The organism is Pseudoalteromonas luteoviolacea, assembly GCF_021654285.1.
GTDB classification, from domain to species: Bacteria; Pseudomonadota; Gammaproteobacteria; order Enterobacterales; family Alteromonadaceae; genus Pseudoalteromonas; species Pseudoalteromonas luteoviolacea_J.
In genome coordinates this window covers 87,524-109,400 of sequence record NZ_JAKFZS010000004.1, presented here as the reverse complement: position 1 = coordinate 109,400, position 21,877 = coordinate 87,524, and the positions used below count along the sequence as shown (strand labels likewise).

19 protein-coding genes are annotated in these 21,877 nt (G+C 42.7%); 14 read left to right on the top strand and 5 right to left on the bottom strand.

Annotated features, from left to right (window positions below; genetic code table 11):
* Positions 1–25: 25 nt before the first annotated feature.
* Positions 26–1,204, bottom strand: a complete 1,179-nt coding sequence (locus L1077_RS04620) for a thiolase family protein (protein ID WP_063362432.1) — start codon at positions 1,202–1,204, stop codon at positions 26–28.
* 356 nt (positions 1,205–1,560) lie between these two features.
* Between L1077_RS04620 and L1077_RS04615 the strand changes: the two genes are divergently transcribed.
* The 10 genes from L1077_RS04615 to L1077_RS04570 all read left to right on the top strand — a co-directional run bounded on the left by L1077_RS04615 (position 1,561) and on the right by L1077_RS04570 (position 13,481).
* Complete coding sequence (locus L1077_RS04615; RefSeq protein WP_023400459.1) at positions 1,561–1,956, top strand: MerR family transcriptional regulator; 396 nt, start codon at positions 1,561–1,563, stop codon at positions 1,954–1,956.
* Positions 1,957–2,052: 96 nt separating this feature from the next.
* Positions 2,053–3,228, top strand: coding sequence for an isovaleryl-CoA dehydrogenase (locus L1077_RS04610; protein WP_039607934.1), 1,176 nt, complete (start codon positions 2,053–2,055; stop codon positions 3,226–3,228).
* A gap of 11 nt (positions 3,229–3,239) precedes the next feature.
* Positions 3,240–4,847: a carboxyl transferase domain-containing protein gene (locus L1077_RS04605; RefSeq protein WP_237135784.1), complete on the top strand. Its 1,608-nt coding sequence runs from the start codon at positions 3,240–3,242 to the stop codon at positions 4,845–4,847.
* 9 nt (positions 4,848–4,856) lie between these two features.
* Complete coding sequence (locus L1077_RS04600) at positions 4,857–5,639, top strand: enoyl-CoA hydratase/isomerase family protein (protein ID WP_237135783.1); 783 nt, start codon at positions 4,857–4,859, stop codon at positions 5,637–5,639.
* Between the two features lie 10 nt (positions 5,640–5,649).
* Positions 5,650–7,602 carry an acetyl/propionyl/methylcrotonyl-CoA carboxylase subunit alpha gene (locus tag L1077_RS04595; RefSeq protein WP_237135782.1) on the top strand — a complete coding sequence of 651 codons (1,953 nt, stop codon included), beginning with the start codon at positions 5,650–5,652 and terminating at the stop codon, positions 7,600–7,602.
* Complete coding sequence (locus L1077_RS04590) at positions 7,595–8,503, top strand: hydroxymethylglutaryl-CoA lyase (protein WP_237135781.1); 909 nt, start codon at positions 7,595–7,597, stop codon at positions 8,501–8,503. The genes L1077_RS04595 and L1077_RS04590 overlap by 8 nt, the downstream gene beginning before the upstream one ends.
* A gap of 34 nt (positions 8,504–8,537) precedes the next feature.
* The gene (locus tag L1077_RS04585) at positions 8,538–9,236 is read left to right on the top strand and encodes a CoA transferase subunit A (RefSeq protein WP_039607929.1); all 699 of its coding nucleotides are present in this window, start codon (positions 8,538–8,540) and stop codon (positions 9,234–9,236) included.
* A 10-nt stretch (positions 9,237–9,246) separates the two neighbouring features.
* Positions 9,247–9,906: a 3-oxoacid CoA-transferase subunit B gene (locus L1077_RS04580; protein WP_237135780.1), complete on the top strand. Its 660-nt coding sequence runs from the start codon at positions 9,247–9,249 to the stop codon at positions 9,904–9,906.
* Between the two features lie 321 nt (positions 9,907–10,227).
* On the top strand, positions 10,228–11,076 hold the full coding sequence (htpX, locus tag L1077_RS04575) for a protease HtpX (protein ID WP_237135779.1): 849 nt from the start codon (positions 10,228–10,230) through the stop codon (positions 11,074–11,076).
* 413 nt (positions 11,077–11,489) lie between these two features.
* Positions 11,490–13,481 (top strand): methyl-accepting chemotaxis protein, encoded by a 1,992-nt coding sequence (locus L1077_RS04570; protein WP_237135778.1) that lies wholly within the window; start codon positions 11,490–11,492, stop codon positions 13,479–13,481.
* A gap of 24 nt (positions 13,482–13,505) precedes the next feature.
* Here L1077_RS04570 and arsJ read toward each other — a convergent pair whose 3' ends face one another.
* Both arsJ and L1077_RS04560 read right to left on the bottom strand, forming a co-directional pair.
* Positions 13,506–14,714, bottom strand: a complete 1,209-nt coding sequence (gene arsJ, locus L1077_RS04565) for an organoarsenical effux MFS transporter ArsJ (RefSeq protein WP_237135777.1) — start codon at positions 14,712–14,714, stop codon at positions 13,506–13,508.
* A gap of 4 nt (positions 14,715–14,718) precedes the next feature.
* Positions 14,719–15,729 (bottom strand): ArsJ-associated glyceraldehyde-3-phosphate dehydrogenase, encoded by a 1,011-nt coding sequence (locus L1077_RS04560; protein WP_237135918.1) that lies wholly within the window; start codon positions 15,727–15,729, stop codon positions 14,719–14,721.
* Between the two features lie 320 nt (positions 15,730–16,049).
* Between L1077_RS04560 and L1077_RS04555 the strand changes: the two genes are divergently transcribed.
* From L1077_RS04555 to map, 4 genes are all read left to right on the top strand, one after another.
* Complete coding sequence (locus tag L1077_RS04555; RefSeq protein ID WP_155731828.1) at positions 16,050–16,208, top strand: hypothetical protein; 159 nt, start codon at positions 16,050–16,052, stop codon at positions 16,206–16,208.
* 127 nt (positions 16,209–16,335) lie between these two features.
* Positions 16,336–17,787: a 16S rRNA (cytosine(1407)-C(5))-methyltransferase RsmF gene (gene rsmF, locus L1077_RS04550; RefSeq protein WP_237135776.1), complete on the top strand. Its 1,452-nt coding sequence runs from the start codon at positions 16,336–16,338 to the stop codon at positions 17,785–17,787.
* Between the two features lie 375 nt (positions 17,788–18,162).
* Positions 18,163–18,369: a ParD-like family protein gene (locus L1077_RS04545; protein WP_063362441.1), complete on the top strand. Its 207-nt coding sequence runs from the start codon at positions 18,163–18,165 to the stop codon at positions 18,367–18,369.
* Complete coding sequence (gene map, locus L1077_RS04540; RefSeq protein ID WP_237135775.1) at positions 18,350–19,132, top strand: type I methionyl aminopeptidase; 783 nt, start codon at positions 18,350–18,352, stop codon at positions 19,130–19,132. Before L1077_RS04545 ends, map begins: the two co-directional genes overlap by 20 nt.
* 266 nt (positions 19,133–19,398) lie before the next feature.
* On the opposite strand, the gene L1077_RS04535 is transcribed toward map, so the two are convergent.
* Positions 19,399–21,210 carry a hypothetical protein gene (locus tag L1077_RS04535; protein WP_237135774.1) on the bottom strand — a complete coding sequence of 604 codons (1,812 nt, stop codon included), beginning with the start codon at positions 21,208–21,210 and terminating at the stop codon, positions 19,399–19,401.
* Between the two features lie 287 nt (positions 21,211–21,497).
* Positions 21,498–21,875, bottom strand: a complete 378-nt coding sequence (locus tag L1077_RS04530) for a hypothetical protein (protein WP_237135773.1) — start codon at positions 21,873–21,875, stop codon at positions 21,498–21,500.
* Between the last annotated feature and the right edge of the window lie 2 nt (positions 21,876–21,877).

Genomic DNA, 21,877 nt, shown 5'->3' with positions numbered 1-21,877 from the left:
GTATAAGTGCGGCGCTTTGACGATTTTAAACTTCTACTGCTAGTGCAACCGCCTCACCACCACCGATACACAGTGATGCGATGCCTTTTGATAGGCCACGATTGCGAAGTGCATGGATAAGTGTCACCAAAATACGCGCACCACTTGCGCCAATTGGGTGACCTAGTGCACATGCACCGCCATTGACGTTAACTTTTGCACTATCAAGTTGCATTTCATTGATAGCAAGCATAGTTACCATGGCAAATGCTTCATTGATTTCCCAAAGGTCTACGTCTTCTTTTGACCAACCTGCTTTATCAAGCAATGAGTTCATCGCACCCACTGGCGCAATTGTAAACTCAGCTGGCGCTTGAGAATGTGTAGCATGTGCCACAATTTTACATAGCGGTGTTAAGCCATGTGCCTTTGCTTCTGACTCACTCATCAAAATAAGCGCCGCTGCACCATCTGAAATAGATGACGAATTAGCTGCTGTGATGGTGCCGTCTTTTTTGAAGGCTGGACGTAGTGAAGGAATTTTATCTGGACGCGCGTTACCTGGCTGCTCGTCTGTTGTTACTTCGATGTCGCCTTTGCGAGTAGAAATAACATGCGGGATAACCTCATTGTCGAAGTTGCCGCTTTCAATTGCTGCGTTTGCTTTACTTAATGAATTAAGAGCAAACTCATCCATATTTTCGCGAGTAATGCCATATTGATCTGCAGTATCTTGAGCAAAGCAGCCCATTGCTTTTTTATCATATGCATCTTCAAGACCATCAGCCATCATGTGATCGATAACTTGATTGTGGCCCATGCGCATACCACCACGCGCATTTGGCATGAAATATGGTGCATTTGTCATGCTTTCCATACCACCTGCAATCGCAGTTTTGATACTACCTGATTTAATTAAATCATGAGCGAACATGGCTGCTTTAAGACCTGAGCCACATACTTTATTGATAGTTGTTGCACCAGTTGAACGTGCAAGACCTGCATGCAAAACAGCTTGGCGCGCTGGCGCTTGGCCAAGGCCCGCAGGCAGTACACATCCCATAATAACTTCATCGATGCTGGCATCCGATAAACCAGTATCATTCATGACAGCTTTAATTGCAGTTGCACCTAAATCTGTTGCAGCTGCACCAGATAGGCTTCCCATAAAACCACCCATAGGGGTACGTTTGGCTGCTACGATGACTACGGCTTCGTTACTCATTTAAAACTCCTGTTAACAAGCAAATTGCTTGCTTTTAGTAATCTCTTACGTCGAGCATACCTAAAATTTACGTTTACGCCAACGTAAATCTAAAAACAAGCGCTTTGCGATTTTCAAAAATGTAAAGTTTACTTGCACAGCTGTCTTGCCAAGTTGGCATTTTACTGCGCATTCCCTTGCTATATCCCATGTTTAAGAGCAAATTAACAAAGCATATAGTGCCTTATGCGAGCTAAAAGTAGTTCAAGATCCAGATTTTGCATATGCGACTAAAGCATGATGCAAAAACGACACTTTACCTTTACGTAAACTTCACTTATATTGATCTAATCAGTTTCGAAGTAAGTGTGTAAATAATGCAAGACACCAATAAAGAACCAACCTACTCAATAAGCGAACTCGCTAAGGAATTTGACATTACCACACGAAGTATTCGTTTTTATGAAGATCAAGGATTACTTTCGCCAGAACGTAATGGTCAGACCCGAATTTATTCAAAACGAGACAAAGTGCGCCTCAAACTTATTCTGCGCGGTAAGCGACTTGGTTTTACGCTTGCCGAAACTGGTAGATTGTTTGAGCTTTATGATGCAGACAAATCCAGCGAAAAACAGCTCCATACTATGCTGCAATTAATAGAAGAAAAAAAAGCAGATCTAAGTCAGCAGATGGATGACATAAAAGTCGTCCTCATGGAACTGGTGACAGCAGAAAGACGCTGTCTAGATACACTAAAAGAATTACAAGACTAATCAGTACACAGTATTTGTTCGCTGAGGCGTATACCAAAAGCAGCCTCAGCCACCCGCTAGGGTATAACACAAATTCTCACACAGGATGACAACAAGATGAGCACAGTATCACTATATAAAGAACTCAATTTTGGACTTGGTGAAACCGCAGATATGATCCGTGATCATGTCAATAACTTTGCCACCAGCGAAATCGCGCCATTGGCAGAAAAGACCGACCAAGAAAATAACTTTCCAAATGAGCTATGGCCAAAGTTTGGCGAAATGGGCTTACTCGGCATCACTGTGCCAGAGGAATTTGGCGGTGCGAATATGGGCTATTTAGAGCACGTAATCGCAATGGAAGAAATTAGCCGTGCAAGCGCGTCTATTGGTTTGAGCTACGGTGCACACTCTAATCTGTGTGTAAACCAAATCAACCGCAACGGTAACCAAGCACAAAAAGAAAAATATTTACCTAAGCTAATCAGCGGCGAGCACATCGGCGCATTGGCAATGAGTGAGCCGAACTCAGGTTCTGATGTAGTTTCAATGAAACTCAAAGCCGAGAAAAAAGGCGATAAATACGTCCTGAACGGCAACAAAATGTGGATCACCAATGGTCCTGATGCCGATGTATTTGTTATATACGCCAAAACTGAATTAGATGCAGGCCCTCGCGGTATTACCGCTTTTATCGTTGAGCGTAACTCTCCTGGTTTTTCTACTGCGCAAAAACTCGATAAGTTAGGTATGCGTGGTTCAAACACCTGTGAGCTTGTATTTGAAGACTGTGAAGTGCCTGAAGAAAATATTCTAGGTACGTTAAACGAGGGCGTTAAAGTCCTCATGAGCGGACTTGATTATGAGCGCGTTGTATTAGCAGGTGGCCCACTGGGTATCATGCAAGCATGTATGGATGTGGTTGTGCCGTATATTCATGAGCGTCAACAGTTCAATCAATCAATTGGCGAATTCCAATTGGTACAAGGCAAAATCGCAGATATGTATACGCAAATGAATGCGGCGCGTTCGTACGTATATACAGTAGCAAAAGCCTGTGACCGTGGTGAAACCACCCGTAAAGATGCCGCTGGCGCAATTTTATATGCCGCTGAACTTGCCACCAAACTTGCTCTAGACGCGATTCAGCTACTTGGCGGTAATGGTTACATCAATGAATACTCAACTGGTCGACTTTTGCGTGATGCCAAACTCTATGAAATTGGCGCAGGTACGTCTGAAATACGTCGTATGCTGATCGGTCGTGAGTTATTCAATGAAAGCCGTTAAGGAGAAGTGGCATGACGGTATTAAATACTTCAGTTAATACGCATGACCAACAATTTAAAGACAACCATGACGCTATGGCGTCATTGGTTGCTGATTTAAATGATAAGGTCGCAAATTTAAGTCAAGGCGGTGGCGAAGCCCTCATTGCTCGCCATCAAAGTCGCGGTAAACTGTTTGTGCGTGACAGGATTGATACCCTACTTGACGAAGGCTCTCCCTTTTTAGAAATTTCTCAATTTGCCGCGTTTGGCGTATACGAACAAGACATTCCATGTGCTGGTGTTGTCGCTGGGATCGGACGCGTTAAGGGCGTCGAATGTATGATTGTTGGCAACGACGCGACTGTAAAAGGCGGTACTTATTTCCCTTTAACAGTTAAAAAGCATTTAAGGGCGCAAGAAATCGCAGAGCGTTGCCACCTACCATGTATTTATTTGGTCGATTCTGGTGGCGCTAATTTACCTGAGCAAGACGAAGTATTCCCAGATAAACTGCACTTTGGCCGCATCTTTTATAATCAAGCCCGTATGTCAGCCAAAGGCATTCCGCAAATTGCCGTGGTCATGGGTTTATGTACCGCAGGTGGTGCCTATGTACCCGCCATGGCTGATGAAAGTATCATTGTTAAAGAGCAAGGTACGATTTTCTTAGCTGGTCCGCCTTTAGTAAAAGCGGCTACTGGTGAGGAGGTCAGTGCAGAGGATTTGGGTGGTGCAGATGTACACTGTAAAGTGTCTGGTGTGGCCGATCACTATGCAGAAAATGACGAGCACGCCCTCTCAATTGCACGCCAATGTATTGAACGACTAAACCATCAGCGCCCTACCCAACCTATTCTAAAAGACATCAAACCACCTAGATATGATATTAGAGAGATCTACGGCATTGTCGGTACCGATCTTAAAAAACCATTTGATGTCAGAGAAGTGATTGCGCGCATCGTGGATGACTCTCAGTTTGACGAGTTTAAGCGCTACTTTGGCGAAACGCTTGTCACCGGCTTTGCCGAAATATTTGGTCGTCCAGTAGGGATCGTCGCAAATAACGGTATCTTGTTTTCAGAGTCGGCGCAAAAAGGCGCACACTTTATCCAACTATGTGCACAACGTGATATTCCTCTGTTGTTTTTACAAAATATCACTGGGTTTATGGTTGGCCAAAAATACGAAGCCGAAGGCATCGCCAAACATGGTGCCAAAATGGTTACCGCTGTGTCCTGCGCCGACGTACCTAAATTTACGGTACTTATTGGTGGCTCATACGGCGCTGGTAACTACGGCATGTGTGGTCGCGCATACGAACCCACCATGATGTGGATGTGGCCAAATGCACGAATATCCGTCATGGGCGGTGAACAGGCAGCTGGCGTACTCACACAAGTCCGTCAAGATGGCTTAGCGCGTAAAGGCCTGAGCATGAATGACGACGAAGTTGCTGAGTTCAAAAAGCCGATTGTCGAGCAGTATGAAAAGCAAGGTCATCCATACTACGCCAGTGCAAGGCTGTGGGATGATGGCATCATCGATCCAGCAGACACACGCAACGTATTAGGTCTGGCGCTAGAAGCTGCGGCGAACGCGCCGCGTCAAGAATCTAAGTTTGGTATTTTCAGAATGTAGGGGGCGTACATGTCTGTCACTTTAAATATTACAAAGAGCAAAGTGGCGATTTTAGAATTAAGTCGCCCTGAAAAACACAATGCATTTAATGCTGAAATTATCGCAGAGCTAATCAAAACCATTGATTATGCCAATGAGCTAGACATTCGCGCATTGGTTTTAAAAACCAATGGTAAGCATTTTTCAGCTGGCGCTGACTTAGCTTGGATGAAGTCAATGGCGGATAACAATTATGAAGAAAACGTCGCTGACTCTCTAGAGCTGGCAAAGCTGATGCAAGTGCTGGCTTCCTCCCCTCACCCAACTCTATGTTTGGTACAAGGTGCTGCTTTTGGTGGCGCTCTTGGCCTTATCGCATGTTGTGATATTGCGGTTGCAACACCCAATGCGAAATTTTGCTTGAGTGAGGTCAAACTGGGCCTTATCCCTGCGGTTATTAGTCCATATGTGATTAAAGCGATTGGCGAAAGGCAAGCGAGACGTTACTTTTTAACGGCTGAAGTCTTTCAAGCTGAGAAAGCCCTCGAGCTTGGGCTTATTCACCAGATCAGTGACAATTTAGAGCAAAGCGAAGAGTACTTCATTGAGCAGCTTTTAAATAATGGTCCAACTGCCGTCAAAAGTGCAAAGTCTCTGATTGATGAAGTCGCTGGTAAAGCCATCGATGAGCAACTGATCACACACACCGCAAAACGCATCGCTGAAATTCGAGTAAGTGAAGAAGGACAAGAAGGTTTGAGTGCCTTTTTTGATAAACGCGCGCCTAATTGGCAACCGACGGCAAGCGAATAAGGAGAATAACATGTTAAAAAAAATCTTAATCGCTAACCGAGGTGAAATCGCCTGCCGAGTCATGCGCACCGCAAAACGCTTAGGCATGAGTACAGTCGCGGTTTATTCAGAAGCGGATGCCGATGCACTGCATGTAAAACAAGCAGATGAAGCCTATTTCATTGGCCCAGCACCTAGCAAAGACTCATACCTTGTTAGTGAACGTATTTTAGAGGTTGCCAAGCAAAGTGGCGCTGATTGCATTCACCCAGGCTACGGCTTTTTGTCAGAAAACGATGCTTTTGCGAATGCCTGTGAAGAAAACAATATTGTTTTCATTGGCCCACTTGCCAGCTCAATCGAAGCCATGGGGTCAAAAACCCGCGCAAAAGAAATCATGGCACAAGCCAATGTTCCACTTGTGCCAGGCTACTACGGCCAGCAGCAAGACACCGAGTTTTTAACCTCAGAAGCTGAAAAGGTTGGCTACCCAGTCCTTATCAAAGCCGCTTTTGGTGGCGGTGGTAAAGGTATGCGTGTTGTCAGAAGTGCTGATGAATTTTTGAGTGCATTAGAAGGCGCTAAGCGCGAAGCTTTGGCAAGCTTTGGTAACGATCTAGTGTTACTAGAGCGTTTTGTCGATAAACCGCGCCACGTAGAAGTACAGGTGTTTGCTGATAACCATGGCAATTGCGTGTACTTGGGTGACAGAGATTGTTCTTTGCAACGACGTCATCAAAAAGTCATTGAAGAAGCACCAGCACCCGACTTAAGTGATGCGCTACGCAAAGAGATGGGTGAAGCGGCTGTTCGCTGTGCACAAGCCATTAATTATCGAGGTGCTGGTACTGTTGAATTTTTACTGTGCGGTGACGAGTTCTTCTTTATGGAAATGAATACGCGCCTGCAAGTAGAGCACCCAGTCACTGAAATGGTAACTGGACAAGACCTGGTTGAATGGCAAATTCGTGTGGCAAATAATGAGCACCTGCCACTTTCGCAAGAGCACATCACATTACAAGGCCACAGCTTCGAAGCACGTATTTATGCTGAAGACCCTGAAGAAAACTTCATGCCCTACTCGGGTAATTTAGCGCATCTGAGCTTCCCTAAAGCACAGCGCGGCGTGCGAATTGACACTGGCGTGCAACAAGGTGATGAAATTAGTCCGTTCTATGACCCAATGATCGCCAAATTAATTGTGCACGGTCACGACAGACGCACGGCTTTGCTTAAGCTCAGATCTGCGCTTAATGAAGTGCACCTAGCGGGTGTGAAAAGCAACATTGCATTTCTACATCATTTAGCTGAACACCCAACCTTTATGGCTGGTGCACCTGATACGCACTTTATTGATACGCAAACAGACGAGCTAACAGCATCTAAAGCACCAAGTAACACTTTAGTTTGCTTGGCAAGTATTGCTTACCTTGCTCATAAACAAGCACCAAAACTCAATACTCCGTGGCAGCAAGTGGGCTTTAGACTCAATCAAGCTCGTAAGCTCACTGTACCATTCACCGAGCACTTTGTCGTTGCACAAGCGCAAGGTCATCATTGGCAAGTTCACTACCAAGACTTTGAACACCGCGTAGAAGCCAAGCTTGAAGGTCACCAACTGATTGCGAATGTTGATGGTAAACGCATGATTGCCGATGTACTCATTGACGAGTCAACAATCACGGTAATGTACGGCCCTTATCAGCACACCTTCGAGCTCAAAACTAAGCACTACGTGAGCGAGCAAGAACATCAGGAGGCTCCTTTGGCTGCGCCGCTCAATGGCACCGTCGTGAAACACTTACAAACAGTGGGAGCAAAAGTCAGTAAAGGAGATCCTATTGTCGTTATTGAAGCGATGAAGATGGAATATACCCTCAACGCACCATTTGATGGCACACTGACAAGCTACTGCTTTGATGAAGGTGAACTCGTAAGCCATGGCGCTATGCTGGCCATTGTTGAGGAAGAAGCAAATGGCTAACTACCCTACTCAAGTCAAAATTGTCGAAGTGGGTGCCCGCGATGGCTTGCAAAACGAGGCCTCAGTCAGTACGCAAAGCAAAATTACGCTTTTAAATGCATTAGCCGACGCCGGATTAAAGCACCTTGAAGCCGGCGCTTTTGTCTCCCCTAAATGGGTGCCGCAAATGGCTGATTCGGCGCAAGTGATACAAGGTATTACACGCAAAGAAGGCGTAGAAATAAGTGCCCTTACACCGAATCTAAAAGGGGCTGAATTAGCCCTTGAAAACCAAGTTGACGAATTTGCTATCTTCACGGCTGCCAGTGAAGCGTTTACGCAAAAAAACATCAATTGCAGCATTAAAGAAAGTATTGAACGCTTTCGTCCTGTGGTTGAGCTTGCACAAAAAAACAACATCAAAGTAAGAGGTTATGTCAGTTGTATTGCAGGCTGCCCCTACCAGGGAAAAGTGGAACCCGAGCAGGTTCTCGCAGTATGTAAACAATTGTTGGCACTCGGCTGTTATGAGATAAGCCTCGGCGATACCATAGGTGTCGGCACGGCAAATCAAATAGAATCACTGCTAAGCTTGCTACTCGAACACATACCAGCACAAAGGCTTGCAGTGCATTTCCATGATACATATGGCCAAGCGCTTGCAAACATTCACAAGGCGCTAGAAATGGGTATTGCAACCATAGACAGCGCGGTTGCAGGTCTCGGCGGCTGCCCTTATGCCAAAGGGGCGTCAGGAAATGTTGCCACTGAGGATGTTATTTACTTGCTGCAAGGACTTGGCATTAGTACCGAAATTGATTTAGAAAGGCTAGCAAAAGCAGGCTGGCAAATTTGCGATGCGCTTAACAAAGCGCCTGTAAGTAAGGTTTCTTTGGCATTAAAAAATACGTGCCAGTCTTAACAACAAGACAATATTGACAACGAGGAGTGGGCTAATGGCCGGTTTCGATAAAGTAGTTTCTAGCTACGAAGAAGCAATGGAGGGTCTCAAAGATGGAGATACCGTTATTGCCGGTGGTTTTGGACTGTGTGGTATTCCAGAAGGTTTAATCGCTGAAATCAAACGTAAGCAGACTAAAGAGCTGACTGTGGTATCTAATAACTGCGGTGTTGATGATTTTGGTCTTGGTATTTTGTTGCACGACCGTCAAATCAAAAAAATCATCGCATCCTATGTTGGTGAAAATGCCCTATTCGAGCAGCAACTACTTGACGGCATTATTGACGTAGAGCTTACCCCACAAGGCACGCTAGCAGAAAAAATGCGTGCTGGCGGTGCAGGTATTCCAGGTTTTTACACCGCAACTGGATATGGTACACCTGTTGCTGAAGGCAAAGAGGTTAAAGAATTTAACGGTCGCCCTTATATTCTTGAGGAATCTATCACCGGTGAATTTGCCATTGTTAAAGCTTGGAAAGCAGACCGCTATGGCAACTTGGTCTTCCGTCATACCGCGATGAACTTCAACCCGATGGCTGCAACAGCTGGCAAAATTACCGTTGTTGAGGTAGAAGAAATAGTTGAGCCTGGCGAATTAGAGCCAAGCGAAATTCACACCCCAGGTATTTATGTTAACCGCGTTATCAAAGGTAACTTTGAAAAACGCATCGAACGTGTTACTACGCGCAAGTAAGGAGATCACCATGGCTTTAAATCGTGAACAAATTGCAATGCGCGTTGCGCAAGAGCTTCAAGATGGTTACTACGTAAACCTAGGTATTGGTATTCCAACGCTTGTTGCGAACTACGTACCTGACAATATGGAAGTGATGCTACAGTCTGAAAATGGCTTACTGGGTATGGGTCCGTACCCAGATGCTGACCAAGTTGACGCAGATATGATCAATGCGGGTAAAGAAACCGTGACAGCAGCCACAGGAGCAGCTATTTTTAATAGCGCAGAAAGCTTTGCCATGATACGTGGTGGTCATGTAGACTTAACGGTATTAGGTGCATTTGAAGTGGATCAGAGCGGCAATATTGCTTCTTGGATGATCCCGAAAAAGTTAATCAAAGGCATGGGTGGTGCGATGGATCTCGTCGCAGGCGCACAAAATATTGTTGTGACCATGACCCATGCTAGTAAACACGGCGATTCTAAATTACTTGAGTCATGTACACTGCCACTGACTGGGGTAAATTGTGTGAAAAAGATTGTGACCGATCTCGCTGTGTTAGAAATAAAAGACGGCGCATTTCATTTGCTTGAGCGCGCGCCAGGTGTTAGTGTTGATGAAATTATCAGCAAGACTGCAGGTAAATTAATCGTCGAAGGCGATATTCCTGAAATGCAGTTTGCGTAAAACGTATATTACGTGGTCAACATAGAAGATTAAAAACTAACACAATTGTACCGACCTCATTCCCAGTGCCAAAGGCGCTGAGTTACCCAAAACCCCTCGCAAGAGGGGTTTTTTTTATCCTCTTGGCTTAGTTTACCTACCCTCATTGCAAAGCAAAGACGATTTACAGGCTTTTTCACCCGACAACATCTTGTAACACTTCAACGCCATACTCGCTATTGAGAAAATCAATTTGTCCTCCATATTGATAGAGAGCAATGAACACTTTTTGCGTAGCAAGAGTAAAAATAAGTAAGTAAATTCAATTTTAATGAGGTGACTATGAAACGCGTGTTACTTTTTCTAGCAACAAACTTAGCCATCATGGTTGTGTTGTCCATTATTTTATCCATTCTAGGGGTTTCCTCTAGAAGTTATGCCGGCATGCTCACCATTGCAGCCGTATTTGGTTTTGGTGGTGCATTTATTTCGCTATATATCTCAAAGTGGATGGCCAAAAAGTCAACGGGTGCCTATGTAATCGAGCAGCCTCGCAATGAGACCGAGCATTGGTTAGTCAGCACCGTGGCAGCGCAAGCACAAAAAGCGGGTATCAAAATGCCAGAGGTTGCCATTTATGACAGCCCAGAGATCAATGCCTTTGCTACAGGCCCCAGTAAAAATGACTCACTCGTTGCTGTCAGTAGCGGCTTACTTGCAGGCATGAGCCAAAGTGAAGCAGAAGCAGTGCTCGCACATGAGGTATCCCATGTTGCTAATGGTGATATGGTCACACTGACGCTGATTCAGGGGGTCGTAAATACATTCGTCATTTTTATTTCAAAAGTACTGGCCAATATTGTCGACGGCTTCTTAAATGGTGATGAAGAAGGCGAAGGCTTTAGCTGGACCTACATGATCTTTGACCTTATCTTCCAAATTCTGTTTGGCTTCTTAGCATCTATGATCGTTGCTTACTTTAGCCGTAAGCGAGAATATGCTGCCGACAAAGGGGCTGCTGACTTAGTCGGTGCACACAAAATGAAAGCTGCACTTGAACGTCTACGTAGCAATCAAGAATCTAAGTTAGAAGGTTCAATGATGGCATTTGGTATCGCATCAGGTAAGAGCGTGGTCGATTTGTTTGCCTCACACCCACCACTTGAGCAAAGAATTGCCGCACTATCTTAGGATAGCGATGTAAACACAATGTATATTTTATAACCATAGGCCCTAACGGGCCTTTTTATGGACGATTTACAAATAATTAAATTTAGGAATTAAATTCAATTTTTACGTAATAAATAGTTATAAAAAATTATATCTTTATATGGCAAAGATATATAATTACTTTCCTTAATATTCTCTATAAAACAATACTTAAGTTCTTTCACCTACGAATAAACCAGTAAATATGTCGTTTATTTTATGACCAAAAGACAGGGAAAGTTACTTTTTGGTTATTTATTAACCCACATTTAACTCAAATCTTAATCTAAACCATACTTTTTGCGTGTATCTATACCGGGCCCATTTGTTTAAAATATGTAACCCACTTTATTGACATAATAGCAATATTCTACGTTCGCAAGGTAAAAAGAAGTATGCTGATCAAAACTCGATTACTCATTTCATTTATGCTCATTGGTCTAATACCAGCAGGTATACTGGCGATGGTCTCTTTGTGGACCGCCTCCACAGCACTTGAAAAACAGGCATATAATCAGCTTACTTCCATCAAACAAATAAAACACAAACAAATTGATGATTACCTTAATGCAAGAAAAGGTGACTTATCAGTTATCGCAAAAAAATGGCAACTTCTCGTTGAGCAAAACCCTACCCTGTCAAACTCAGACCTGGCTCATAACTATCACAGCCTTTTTGACACCTTCATCAATGAGAAGGGGTTTTACGACTTTTTCGTGATAGAACGCGATGGCTTAATTAGCTATACAGTTGCTAAAGAGTCTGATTACAACACCAATCTTGTTACTGGCCCGTTCAATAACTCAGGGCTAGCTACTTTGTTTACTCAAGTCATTTCAGCAAGAAAGTTTATCTTAGCCGACTACAGTGCGTATGCACCGAGCAATAATGACCCTGCTGCCTTCATTGGTATTCCCGTCATAATTGACGGTCAAGTCAACTCGGTACTTGCACTACAACTTTCAATCGATGCGATAAACGCCATTATGCAACAGCGTGATGGCATGGGAGAAACTGGTGAGTCATATCTTGTTGGTAATGATTTCCGCATGCGTTCAGATTCATTTTTAGATCCAATTAATCATACCGTCATTGCTAGTTTTGCTGGATCGGTTGAAGCAAATGGTGTCGATACCGTCGCTGTTCGCCGAGGCTTACAAGGGATCTCTGATACAGAAATTATTATCGATTATAATGGCAACCCTGTTTTATCCGCTTATCTTCCTTATACATTCGCTGGATTAAAATGGGTACTTTTGGCTGAAATAGACAAAGCCGAAGCTTTTGCGCCAGTTTATAAACTCTACTGGATTATTGCCCTTATCTTTTTATTAACTGTTTTATCAGTCGCTGGAGCAACGGTATTGATCGCCCGTTCGGTTTTAAAGCCACTTGGTGGTGAGCCAATTGAAATGCGCAAGATCAGTGAGCGGATCGCTGCAGGTGACCTAAGAGAGCAGTTTGGCCGTGACGAGAACGCCATTGGTGTGTATGGCGCAATGCGACAGATGAACACCTATTTAACTAGCGTGATAGGCACCATAGTTGAAACCACAGCACAGCTGGCTTCTACAGCCACACAGACAAGTGCTGCCAGTGAACAAGCAAACGCTAGCTTACAAGAGCAGCATGCCAATATTGAGCAAGTCGCCGAAGCAATTCAGCAAACGTCTCACTCTATCGATGAAGTAGCAACCAATGCGCGTAATGTTGCCGATTTAAGCTTGGATGCAGAAAAAACATCTTTGTCAGCAAACCAAACTCTCAGAGATACAGTCGTACAAATGGAAGCGCTCAGCACCGCCGTTGAGAACTCAGAAACGGCCATTAAAGAAGTTGAGTACAATACGCAAAATATCAGCCGCGTTATCGAAGTTATCCAAGCTGTGACTGAGCAGACTAACTTGCTCGCACTCAACGCAGCCATTGAAGCTGCGCGAGCAGGAGAGCATGGGCGTGGATTTGCCGTTGTTGCTGACGAAGTCAGACAGCTTGCACAAAAAACTCAAGCATCTACTGCCGACATTGAAAATATGATTGCCAATCTTCAGTCTACATCACAAACAGCCGTATCTGAGATGCATGCATCCGCTGAAGCGACTAAACAGACGATCACAGCAGCCAATGACAGCGCCTCTTTACTTGAGCAAAGTGTACATCAAATCAATCAAATAGCACTGAGTGCGCAAACCATTGCTCAGGCGGCTCAAGAGCAATCTGCGACGACGGAAGAGATTTCATATAATGTTGAGTCAATTAGACAAGCGGCTATTGATAACGCTGCAGGTGCAGATCAAGTTACCAGCGCGAGCCTTGAACTAGATAAGCAATCTAAAACCCTGAAACAGGTTACATCAGCCTTTAAACTGCCTCAGCAATTACACTAGTCTTTAGTGAAATTCAGCAAGCGCCTAACCGCGCTTGCTCAGTCCATATGTAAACCCACCTGCCAATATAAGCATTGCACTTGAAATCATCAAACAGGCTTCAAGGCCATAAAACTGATAAACAAGACCAGATAATACCGTACCTAACAATCTGCCCATTGCATTAGCCATGTAATAAAAGCCAACATCCATCGACACGCCATCACTATCAGCGATTTTCACGATTAAGAAACTATGCAACGATGAGTTAACGGCAAATACGGCGCCAAATATCAATAAACCAGCGATAATCACTATCTTAGGCTGCCAGTTTAACCACAAACCCAAAGCCAGCATAGCTGGTATAATTGACAGTAAGGCGACCCACTTGAATGCTTGTTGGTAATTACCACCTTGCTTTGCTGTGATTTTTGGCGCGTTCGCTTGGACTATGCCATAAGCGATAACCCAAAACGCCATAAAACCGCCAACCCACCAATGATCCCAACCAAATGTTGAGGCCAAAAAGACAGGTAAAGCCACCACAAACCAAACATCGCGTGAAGCAAACAAGAACAAACGCGCCGCCGCCAATAGATTTAACTGGCGACTTTTAGAAAACAGTTCATTGAACTTGGGTTTATTCTTTTTCTTACCTAAGTCTTGCTTCAACAACACTAAGCTTGATATCCAAGTGATTGTCAGCATTGCTGCCATAAACCATAAAGCGCCTTGAAAGCCCAGTAAAGTCAGTAATAAGCCACCAAGGAAAAAACCGACCCCTTTTAAGGCGTTTTTTGAACCAGTAAGTAGTGCTACCCACCCATACAAAGTACTATCTTGATCTTTCGGAACCAGTAATTTAATGGCACTTTTGGCACTCATTTTATTGAGATCTTTGGCAATACCAGACAAAGCCTGCGCGACCATGACATAGGCAATTGTCAGCAATTGCTCATCTAATGCCAACATAGACACAGCCACTATCTGCAAAAATAGCCCTATATTCATGGTTTTATTTAAGCCAAGACGTGCGCCTAACCAGCCCCCCAATAAATTGGTAACCACGCCAAAGATTTCATAAAACAAAAATAACGAGGCAATCGCCAGTGGGCTGTATCCCAGTTGATGAAAATACAGCACCACCAACATACGCAGCGCACCATCTGTCAAGGTGAATGACCAATAGTTACCAGTGATAACAAGGTACTGCTTAATTTCTGGTGATAGCCTTGCCATAAGTGACTGCGTCATGATGTTATCCCCAGCGCTTATCGATAACCAAACGGACTAAATCTGCGGTTCTATTTGCATAGCCCCACTCGTTATCATACCAAACGTATAATTTAACTTGCGTGCCATTGACCACCATAGTTGATGGCGCATCAACTATGGCACTTCTTGGGTCCGTTTTATAATCTATTGATACAAGTGGACGCGTTTCATACCCTAATACGCCTGCAAGTTCACCGTTTGAAGCTTGCTCCATCCAGCTGTTAACCTCTTCGATACTGGTTTCACGATTGACTTCAAATACGCAATCCGTAATCGAAGCATTCGTTAGAGGTACTCTCACAGCGTGACCATTTAACTTACCCTTCAGCTCAGGGAAAATATGCGTGATTGCCGTTGCTGAGCCCGTCGTCGTTGGAATAAGACTCGTGCCGCATGAACGCGCACGGCGCAAATCTTTATGCGGTGCGTCAATGATGGTCTGTGTATTGGTAATATCGTGGATTGTCGTCATCGAGCCGTGTTTAATGCCAATATTATCCTGTAGCACTTTAACAACGGGCGCTAAGCAGTTAGTCGTACAAGAAGCCGCTGTCACTATCGGATGCTGCTCAACATCGTAATCCGTGTGGTTTACACCCATCACAACATTTAATACCCCCTCTTCTTTGACTGGTGCAGTCACAACCACTTGCTTCACACCTTGAGCAAAAAAAGCAGCGAGCTTCTCTTTGGTTTTAATCTTACCTGAGGCTTCTATTACAAGGTCACACATCGACCAGTCATTATCAGTAACGGACACTTGCTGCGTTACTGCAATGCGCTGATCGCCAATGATCATCTCACTGCCCTCACTCAACGCCTCATGTTGCCACTTGCCGTGTACAGAATCAAAGTTCATCAAATGTGCTAAAGTAAGTGCATCGCCTGCGGGATCATTTATCTTCACCAACTCTATACCTGGCGAATTCCACAGTGCACGCATAGTCAATCGGCCCATTCTGCCAAAGCCATTGATCCCAACTTTAATTGCCATCATCTTTTCTCCCATTATTTAGCCATTCGCATATGTCGTTATGACTGTTGACAATGCGCCCAGCAACTTTAATTAACACGCCTCACTTTGCGTTAGTACCGACATTAAGTATCTCAGTACGCCATGCAGACAAAATTATGTCTATTGATGAGGATATTTACAATATACGGAAAATCATATATTCATTTTTCCATATATGCAAACACTCACTTGTAATGATTTTGTATCATTTTTATTAATTTTATTTGAAACTTTTTCGCGATTTACTAACATGAAATTAGAAGTAAAAAGCAATGTTAATTTGAAAGGAGTTAATCACTATGAAGCTTAAAGTCACCAAAAAGCCTTTGAAAAAATTGAGTTATGATAGCCTACCACTTGATAGAAAACTGACTCCACTGGTCGGGGGCGCGGGCTTAAGTAATGGCCCAACACAAGAATGTGAAACCTACTACCACTGCGATTCCGAGACGCCATAATTGAGCCACTGAACATGCAAACGTTGTCTTTTCATACGGCAACGTTTGCTTACTCGTTAAATCTTTCCTGCTCATTACCGATTGATGATAAACTACAACAAATCCCAGTTGTTTCGAGTACTTTAGATTGGATAAGAATACCTACATCCCAGAAAACTTTATCGAAGATGTTAAAACCTACCTACCTGAGCATTTAAATTTAGATGACTTCATTGAGCATTGCCAAAAACCTCTTAGGCTGTCTATACGCGTCAATACACTCAAAATGTCCGTCGATGATTTTAAACTCGAAGCAAAAGCACTCGGTTGGCAAATAACACCTGTGCCTTGGTGCCCAGAGGGCTTTTGGATCAGTCGCAGCGAAGAAGAGCAAGCGAACCTGCCTATAGGTAATACAGCCTTACATCTCAGTGGCTGTATTTATGTGCAAGAAGCAAGCTCAATGCTCCCGCCTTTAGCATTACGATCTGAAATAGAAAATATGGACACTGATCAATATGCTGTGCTCGATATGGCTGCGGCTCCGGGCTCTAAAACCTCACAGCTTTGTGCCTTAATGAATAACCAAGGCCTATTGGTTGCCAATGAATTCTCATCTTCTCGGTTAAAAGTGCTTGCCGCCAATATGAAGCGAATGGGGGCAGCAAACTGTGCATTATCACATTTTGATGGCAAAATATTTGGCGACTACATGTATGAGTGCTTTGATCACATACAGCTTGACGCGCCATGCTCAGGTGAAGGCACTGTAAGAAAAGATGCAAACGCACTTAAAAATTGGTCAATAGAATCTAATATCGATATCAGCGATGTGCAAAAAAGCCTGATCAAAAGTGCCTTTTTAGCGCTAAAACCTGGCGGTAGTTTAGTGTACTCAACTTGTACACTGACCCCTTTAGAAAACCAACAAGTGTGCTCATTTTTACTAGAAGAATTTTCAGGTGCTGTAGAAATCACGCCACTTGACGACCTTTTTAACAATGCGAGTCAAGCCACCACAAGCGAGGGATACTTGCATGTCTGGCCACAGATTTTTGATAGTGAAGGTTTCTTCATAGCAAAATTTAAAAAGCTCGCCTCTGTTGAACACCACGATCAACAGCGAAAAAAAGGGGCGTTTCCTTTTGAAGCTTTTCCAACTAAAGCACACAACACCTTCGCGAGCTATTTAAAGAAGCAATTTAAGATTAAACAGCTTCCAGGTGCGCTCATGCAGCGCGATAAAGAGCTATGGCTATTTCCCGAAAAGCTTGCAGATGTGCAAAACAAAATAAAATATGCGCGCTTGGGAATAAAAATAGGCGCAATCCACAAAAATGGTGTGCGGTTAGAACATGAGCTTGCCACCGCACTTGGACATTTAGCGACTGAAAATGTACATGCACTTACTGAAAAACAGGCTGTAGACTACTTCCAAGGTAAAGATGTACGTTTAGAAAAACCGACTAATGAGACGGGCGAAGTCATACTGACTCTGTGCGGTGCCCCTGTGGGTCTTGGCAAATGGCAAAAGGCGAAGATTAAAAATAACCTCCCTAGAGATTTAATTGCACAAGGTCAGTTAATAACTTGGGTATAACCTGATTAGAACTTTTTGACAACTTTAAGATTATTAATTCATATGAGCGCAACACTCTGTTTTTATTATGTTTTAAAAATGTCATTCTGTTTGTAACTTTTGTAATGCATTTACTACACTTAAAGGACTTTCTACTTCTCCCTTATGTTTTAGAAGGTGTTTAAGTTAGCGCACGGCTCCAAATGAGCCTTCCCCTACGCCCAGATTCACACATTACTGGGCGTTTTTTTATGTCTAAAATTTCAATCCAAATCTGCAATAATCCTGTTCTCTAAGTCTATTCAAATTGCCATTTTATACATTACATATTTTTAGTTGAATAAAGTAGCAAAAGAAAATATGATTTACATACAAAATGCTACATAACGTATAAAAATGGGTATTGTAAAAATTTCCGAAGAACTGCATGAAGAGATCCGCCTAGCTAGCCAAGTGATGTCTCGCTCAATCAATTCACAAGCTGAATTTTGGTTGAAAATGGGCCGCCTAGCTGAGCAAAACCCGGACAAGCCGTTCGCACAGTTAATACAAATAGAATTAGAGCAAGTAAAAAAGAAGCAATATGAAAGCAGTGATAATTAAGGATCAAGATCAAATCGTTAAAATGCGACGCTCCGGACAGATGTTAGCAGCCGTGTTTAAAGCTCTGGATGGCTTCATCAAACCTGGTGTCACCACGATGGAAGTGAACGACTTTGTCGAAGCCTATATCACAGATGAGCTTAAAGCAATTCCGTCAACCAAAGGTCAATATGGCTACCCATATGCAGTCAATACGTCACTTAATGAAGTTGTTTGTCATGGTATGCCAAAAGCGAACCAAAAAATAAAATCGACCGATATCATCAATGTTGATATCACGCTCAAATGTGATGGTTACCTTGCCGACTCCAGTAAAATGTACGTCATGGAGGCCGCTCAAGGACTTGCTAAAAAGCTTGTAAAAACCACCTACGAAGCCATGTGGCAAGGTATAAAACAAGTTAAACCTGGTGTAAAACTGGGAGATATTGGCTATGCAATTCAGTCATATGCGCAGCGACATGGCTATAGTATTGTCAGAGAGTTTTGCGGTCATGGCATAGGCACTGAGATGCATGAAGGGCCTGATGTGCTTCACTTTGGCAAACCTAATGAAGGGTTAACTCTACAAGCTGGCATGACATTTACTATTGAACCTATGGTCAATCAAGGCCAACACAAGGTGAAAACCTTAAAAGATGGCTGGACCGTTGTGACACGAGATAGAAAATTATCAGCTCAGTGGGAACATACCATTTTGGTTACAGAGACAGGCTATGAAGTCCTGACCTTGAGAGAAGAAGAGCCGCTGGCGATTCAATAAACTCATTTCTGTTCATCCAGTTTTTCATTGTGTCTCAAAGTAATAACGATGATTTTTGCTTCTAAGTTAACGGGCTTACTGATCATTTAGAACGGTATTGATGACCAACTCAGTTTAGAACAGCAATCAAAAACTTTGCGCAAAAATCATATAGAACTGTTTGCCGTTAATAAAAGCACAATACAGCAGGTTTGAAATGTAATTTGGATAGTTGAATACTCGAAATAGAGAGTCGAATATATATCAACCCTCTATTTCAATTAAAATTACAGCTTCTTCATTTTATAAATTAAGTTAATATTTTTATCCCCAAAGAACACGCGTTTCTGCATCACTACGTGTGTGAGAGTCTCATTAACAATGCGATACTGATTCAATACCCTAAAGCCTTCATCCGGGCACGCGTTATCCACCAGCTCTCCTGAACAATATGCGGTGATCACACTGCCATCGTCTTGATAAGCTACCATCTGTGTTGAATAAGATGACTCTGTCTCATACACTCTCAGCTCTGTTTCTGAGAATTTATAAATACTACCATCCTCATATTCAAACGACGTGCTTAAAAAATCTGATTTCCCGAACCCTTCTTCGAACTCAGTGAGCAGGTTTGCAAATTGATATGGCGTGACATGACCCTGGTTAGTCACGACAGTTGTCAAAAAGTGCTCAGTACCATTCGCTACTTTAAAAACACCAATATTAGAAATGATCCCTTCATAGTCAATCGCTATGTTTCCATTTGCAATATCCAATAAGACATCTTGTTCTGTTGCTTCTCGTTCAGTGCTACCTATCATTAGCTTGCCAGAGTGCTCATCACTAACCGTAAAATATGTTCCTCGATATCGAGCAAAAGACTCCTCTTCTACTTGGTTATTCAAATAAAATTGAGAAAAATACGGCTTGCCATATTCAACGCTAAAATCCTTAACTCTATTAGCATGAGTTATAACGCTAATACTATTTTTTGGCGTAAATGAAGATTTTATCTTTGCTGAAAGTTCTTCACTGCGATCTGCATCTGGAACAAGCACTCTCTGATAATTAAGATCAAATATCGTAAATTGTTCAGAACCGTATAAAATATCTAGCGAATTGTACTGATGCTCATAAGCATAGTGTTGTGGGCGATATGTCACATCATCCCTGTAATAGTCATTATATTTTTCTATTGATTTCTCAACAATATTACCAATTTGATTGTTCACGATTTCTGCACCGACTCTGATGCTATTTAATTGCGGACTGCCATAGAATCGAGCTTTTAATATATCCAGTGAGAAATCCGCTTTTTGATTTTCAAAATCAATGTGTCCAACCAAAAAACTCGAAGAGTTTCTATCTCCATGATAAGGCACGTGGTATTCCATAGATTGAGAAATCTGAGGCATATCTTGCTTTATCAACGTCTTGACGACCTGCTGTTCAGCACCACCTTCATATACAACACGGATCTGCGAACCTGACTGCGCAATTACACGAAATGGGAAAGGCGCATAATCAAGCTCACCCAATTTACACTCATACTTTTTAACGTAACACTTTATCTGCTGCAGCCCTGAGTTTTCAGAACCTTCTGAGCCATAAGATAGGTAAGTGAACTGGTTATCATGAATAGCTACCCCTTGATGTTCACTGCTGAAAGCAAAAATACTTTTTTTATCTTGGCTTTCCCAGCCACCAACCAAAGATTCATAGCTGACATCAATTTCTTCCCACTTTTGAGGGTTATCTTTAACCATGATCTTTAAATCATAATCAGCACTGGCTTTTCCATCAAAGAGCGTCATGGTTATAACGTGCTCTCCCACAGAGAATAAGTCTGGGTTCACAGTAATCGTTAATGTTTCAGGACCATTAGACTTAACTACCCAATTATGGTTATCAGACATTGTCACAGATATCTTATCTGATTCTTTATCATTTAAAGTGAATGTAAAGGTATTTGACTCTAACGCCAATACTTCATGTTCTAAATTACCAGTAAGCGTAGGTGCAGTATTCGGCTCAGAGTCAGAACCTCCACAACCAGACAGAATTGAGGCGAGTAAACTCGATATAAATAGCTTTTTCATTGAATATTAATAATTAGTAGTATGAAATTAATTTAATTTTACTTAAAGAAAAACACCCTATTCAAACGAAAAAATTCAAAAACACAAAGAAAAAACATACTGTAAACAAACAAAAAACAATAAAGATTACTTTTAAATCGATTCATTCTATAAACGTTGTTTTGACCTGAACTTATTTTTCTCTAACTTAAAGTTTTCTAAGCAATAAAAGTGAATTATCCCAGCTTTTATTGCTTATATAGCTGATTATCTTACAGCTTCATTGATGCACTTTAATGTCAAGCATGTCAGTTTAATTTTCTAAATACTTGTAACGCAATTTGTGAAAGCATAAACAATGTGAACGTAAATATAAGCCCAAACAGCATCACGGGATCATAACCCTCAATCACGGCCGAAATGGCTCTCGCGAAAAAATTAAAAAAGAAGTACATCGATGCGGGTAAAATCAGCAACCACGCTTTTTTATAAATACCAATGGCGGTGATTATTGCCAAACTTAAAGTTGGCGCACCCAATGTGCGTAAATTAGTAAAGCCATAATCTGACACTGCGTTAAAACCACTTGGTTCGTTAATAATCGCAGGAAAAAACATGGCTGTTAATGCCGCCGAGCCCAGAATAAGTACAAACATGCCGCATAACACTTGTGCGAATTTGATCATAA

What these genes read in the sequence shown, in the direction of transcription:
- L1077_RS04620 (WP_063362432.1), bottom strand. Translation starts at nt 1,204, where the DNA reads ATGAGTAACGAAGCCGTAGTCATCGTAGCAGCCAAACGTACCCCTATG.
- L1077_RS04615 (WP_023400459.1), top strand. Translation starts at nt 1,561, where the DNA reads ATGCAAGACACCAATAAAGAACCAACCTACTCAATAAGCGAACTCGCT.
- L1077_RS04610 (WP_039607934.1), top strand. Translation starts at nt 2,053, where the DNA reads ATGAGCACAGTATCACTATATAAAGAACTCAATTTTGGACTTGGTGAA.
- L1077_RS04605 (WP_237135784.1), top strand. Translation starts at nt 3,240, where the DNA reads ATGACGGTATTAAATACTTCAGTTAATACGCATGACCAACAATTTAAA.
- L1077_RS04600 (WP_237135783.1), top strand. Translation starts at nt 4,857, where the DNA reads ATGTCTGTCACTTTAAATATTACAAAGAGCAAAGTGGCGATTTTAGAA.
- L1077_RS04595 (WP_237135782.1), top strand. Translation starts at nt 5,650, where the DNA reads ATGTTAAAAAAAATCTTAATCGCTAACCGAGGTGAAATCGCCTGCCGA.
- L1077_RS04590 (WP_237135781.1), top strand. Translation starts at nt 7,595, where the DNA reads ATGGCTAACTACCCTACTCAAGTCAAAATTGTCGAAGTGGGTGCCCGC.
- L1077_RS04585 (WP_039607929.1), top strand. Translation starts at nt 8,538, where the DNA reads ATGGCCGGTTTCGATAAAGTAGTTTCTAGCTACGAAGAAGCAATGGAG.
- L1077_RS04580 (WP_237135780.1), top strand. Translation starts at nt 9,247, where the DNA reads ATGGCTTTAAATCGTGAACAAATTGCAATGCGCGTTGCGCAAGAGCTT.
- htpX (WP_237135779.1), top strand. Translation starts at nt 10,228, where the DNA reads ATGAAACGCGTGTTACTTTTTCTAGCAACAAACTTAGCCATCATGGTT.
- L1077_RS04570 (WP_237135778.1), top strand. Translation starts at nt 11,490, where the DNA reads ATGCTGATCAAAACTCGATTACTCATTTCATTTATGCTCATTGGTCTA.
- arsJ (WP_237135777.1), bottom strand. Translation starts at nt 14,714, where the DNA reads ATGACGCAGTCACTTATGGCAAGGCTATCACCAGAAATTAAGCAGTAC.
- L1077_RS04560 (WP_237135918.1), bottom strand. Translation starts at nt 15,729, where the DNA reads ATGGCAATTAAAGTTGGGATCAATGGCTTTGGCAGAATGGGCCGATTG.
- L1077_RS04555 (WP_155731828.1), top strand. Translation starts at nt 16,050, where the DNA reads ATGAAGCTTAAAGTCACCAAAAAGCCTTTGAAAAAATTGAGTTATGAT.
- L1077_RS04545 (WP_063362441.1), top strand. Translation starts at nt 18,163, where the DNA reads ATGGGTATTGTAAAAATTTCCGAAGAACTGCATGAAGAGATCCGCCTA.
- map (WP_237135775.1), top strand. Translation starts at nt 18,350, where the DNA reads ATGAAAGCAGTGATAATTAAGGATCAAGATCAAATCGTTAAAATGCGA.
- L1077_RS04535 (WP_237135774.1), bottom strand. Translation starts at nt 21,210, where the DNA reads ATGAAAAAGCTATTTATATCGAGTTTACTCGCCTCAATTCTGTCTGGT.
- L1077_RS04530 (WP_237135773.1), bottom strand. Translation starts at nt 21,875, where the DNA reads ATGATCAAATTCGCACAAGTGTTATGCGGCATGTTTGTACTTATTCTG.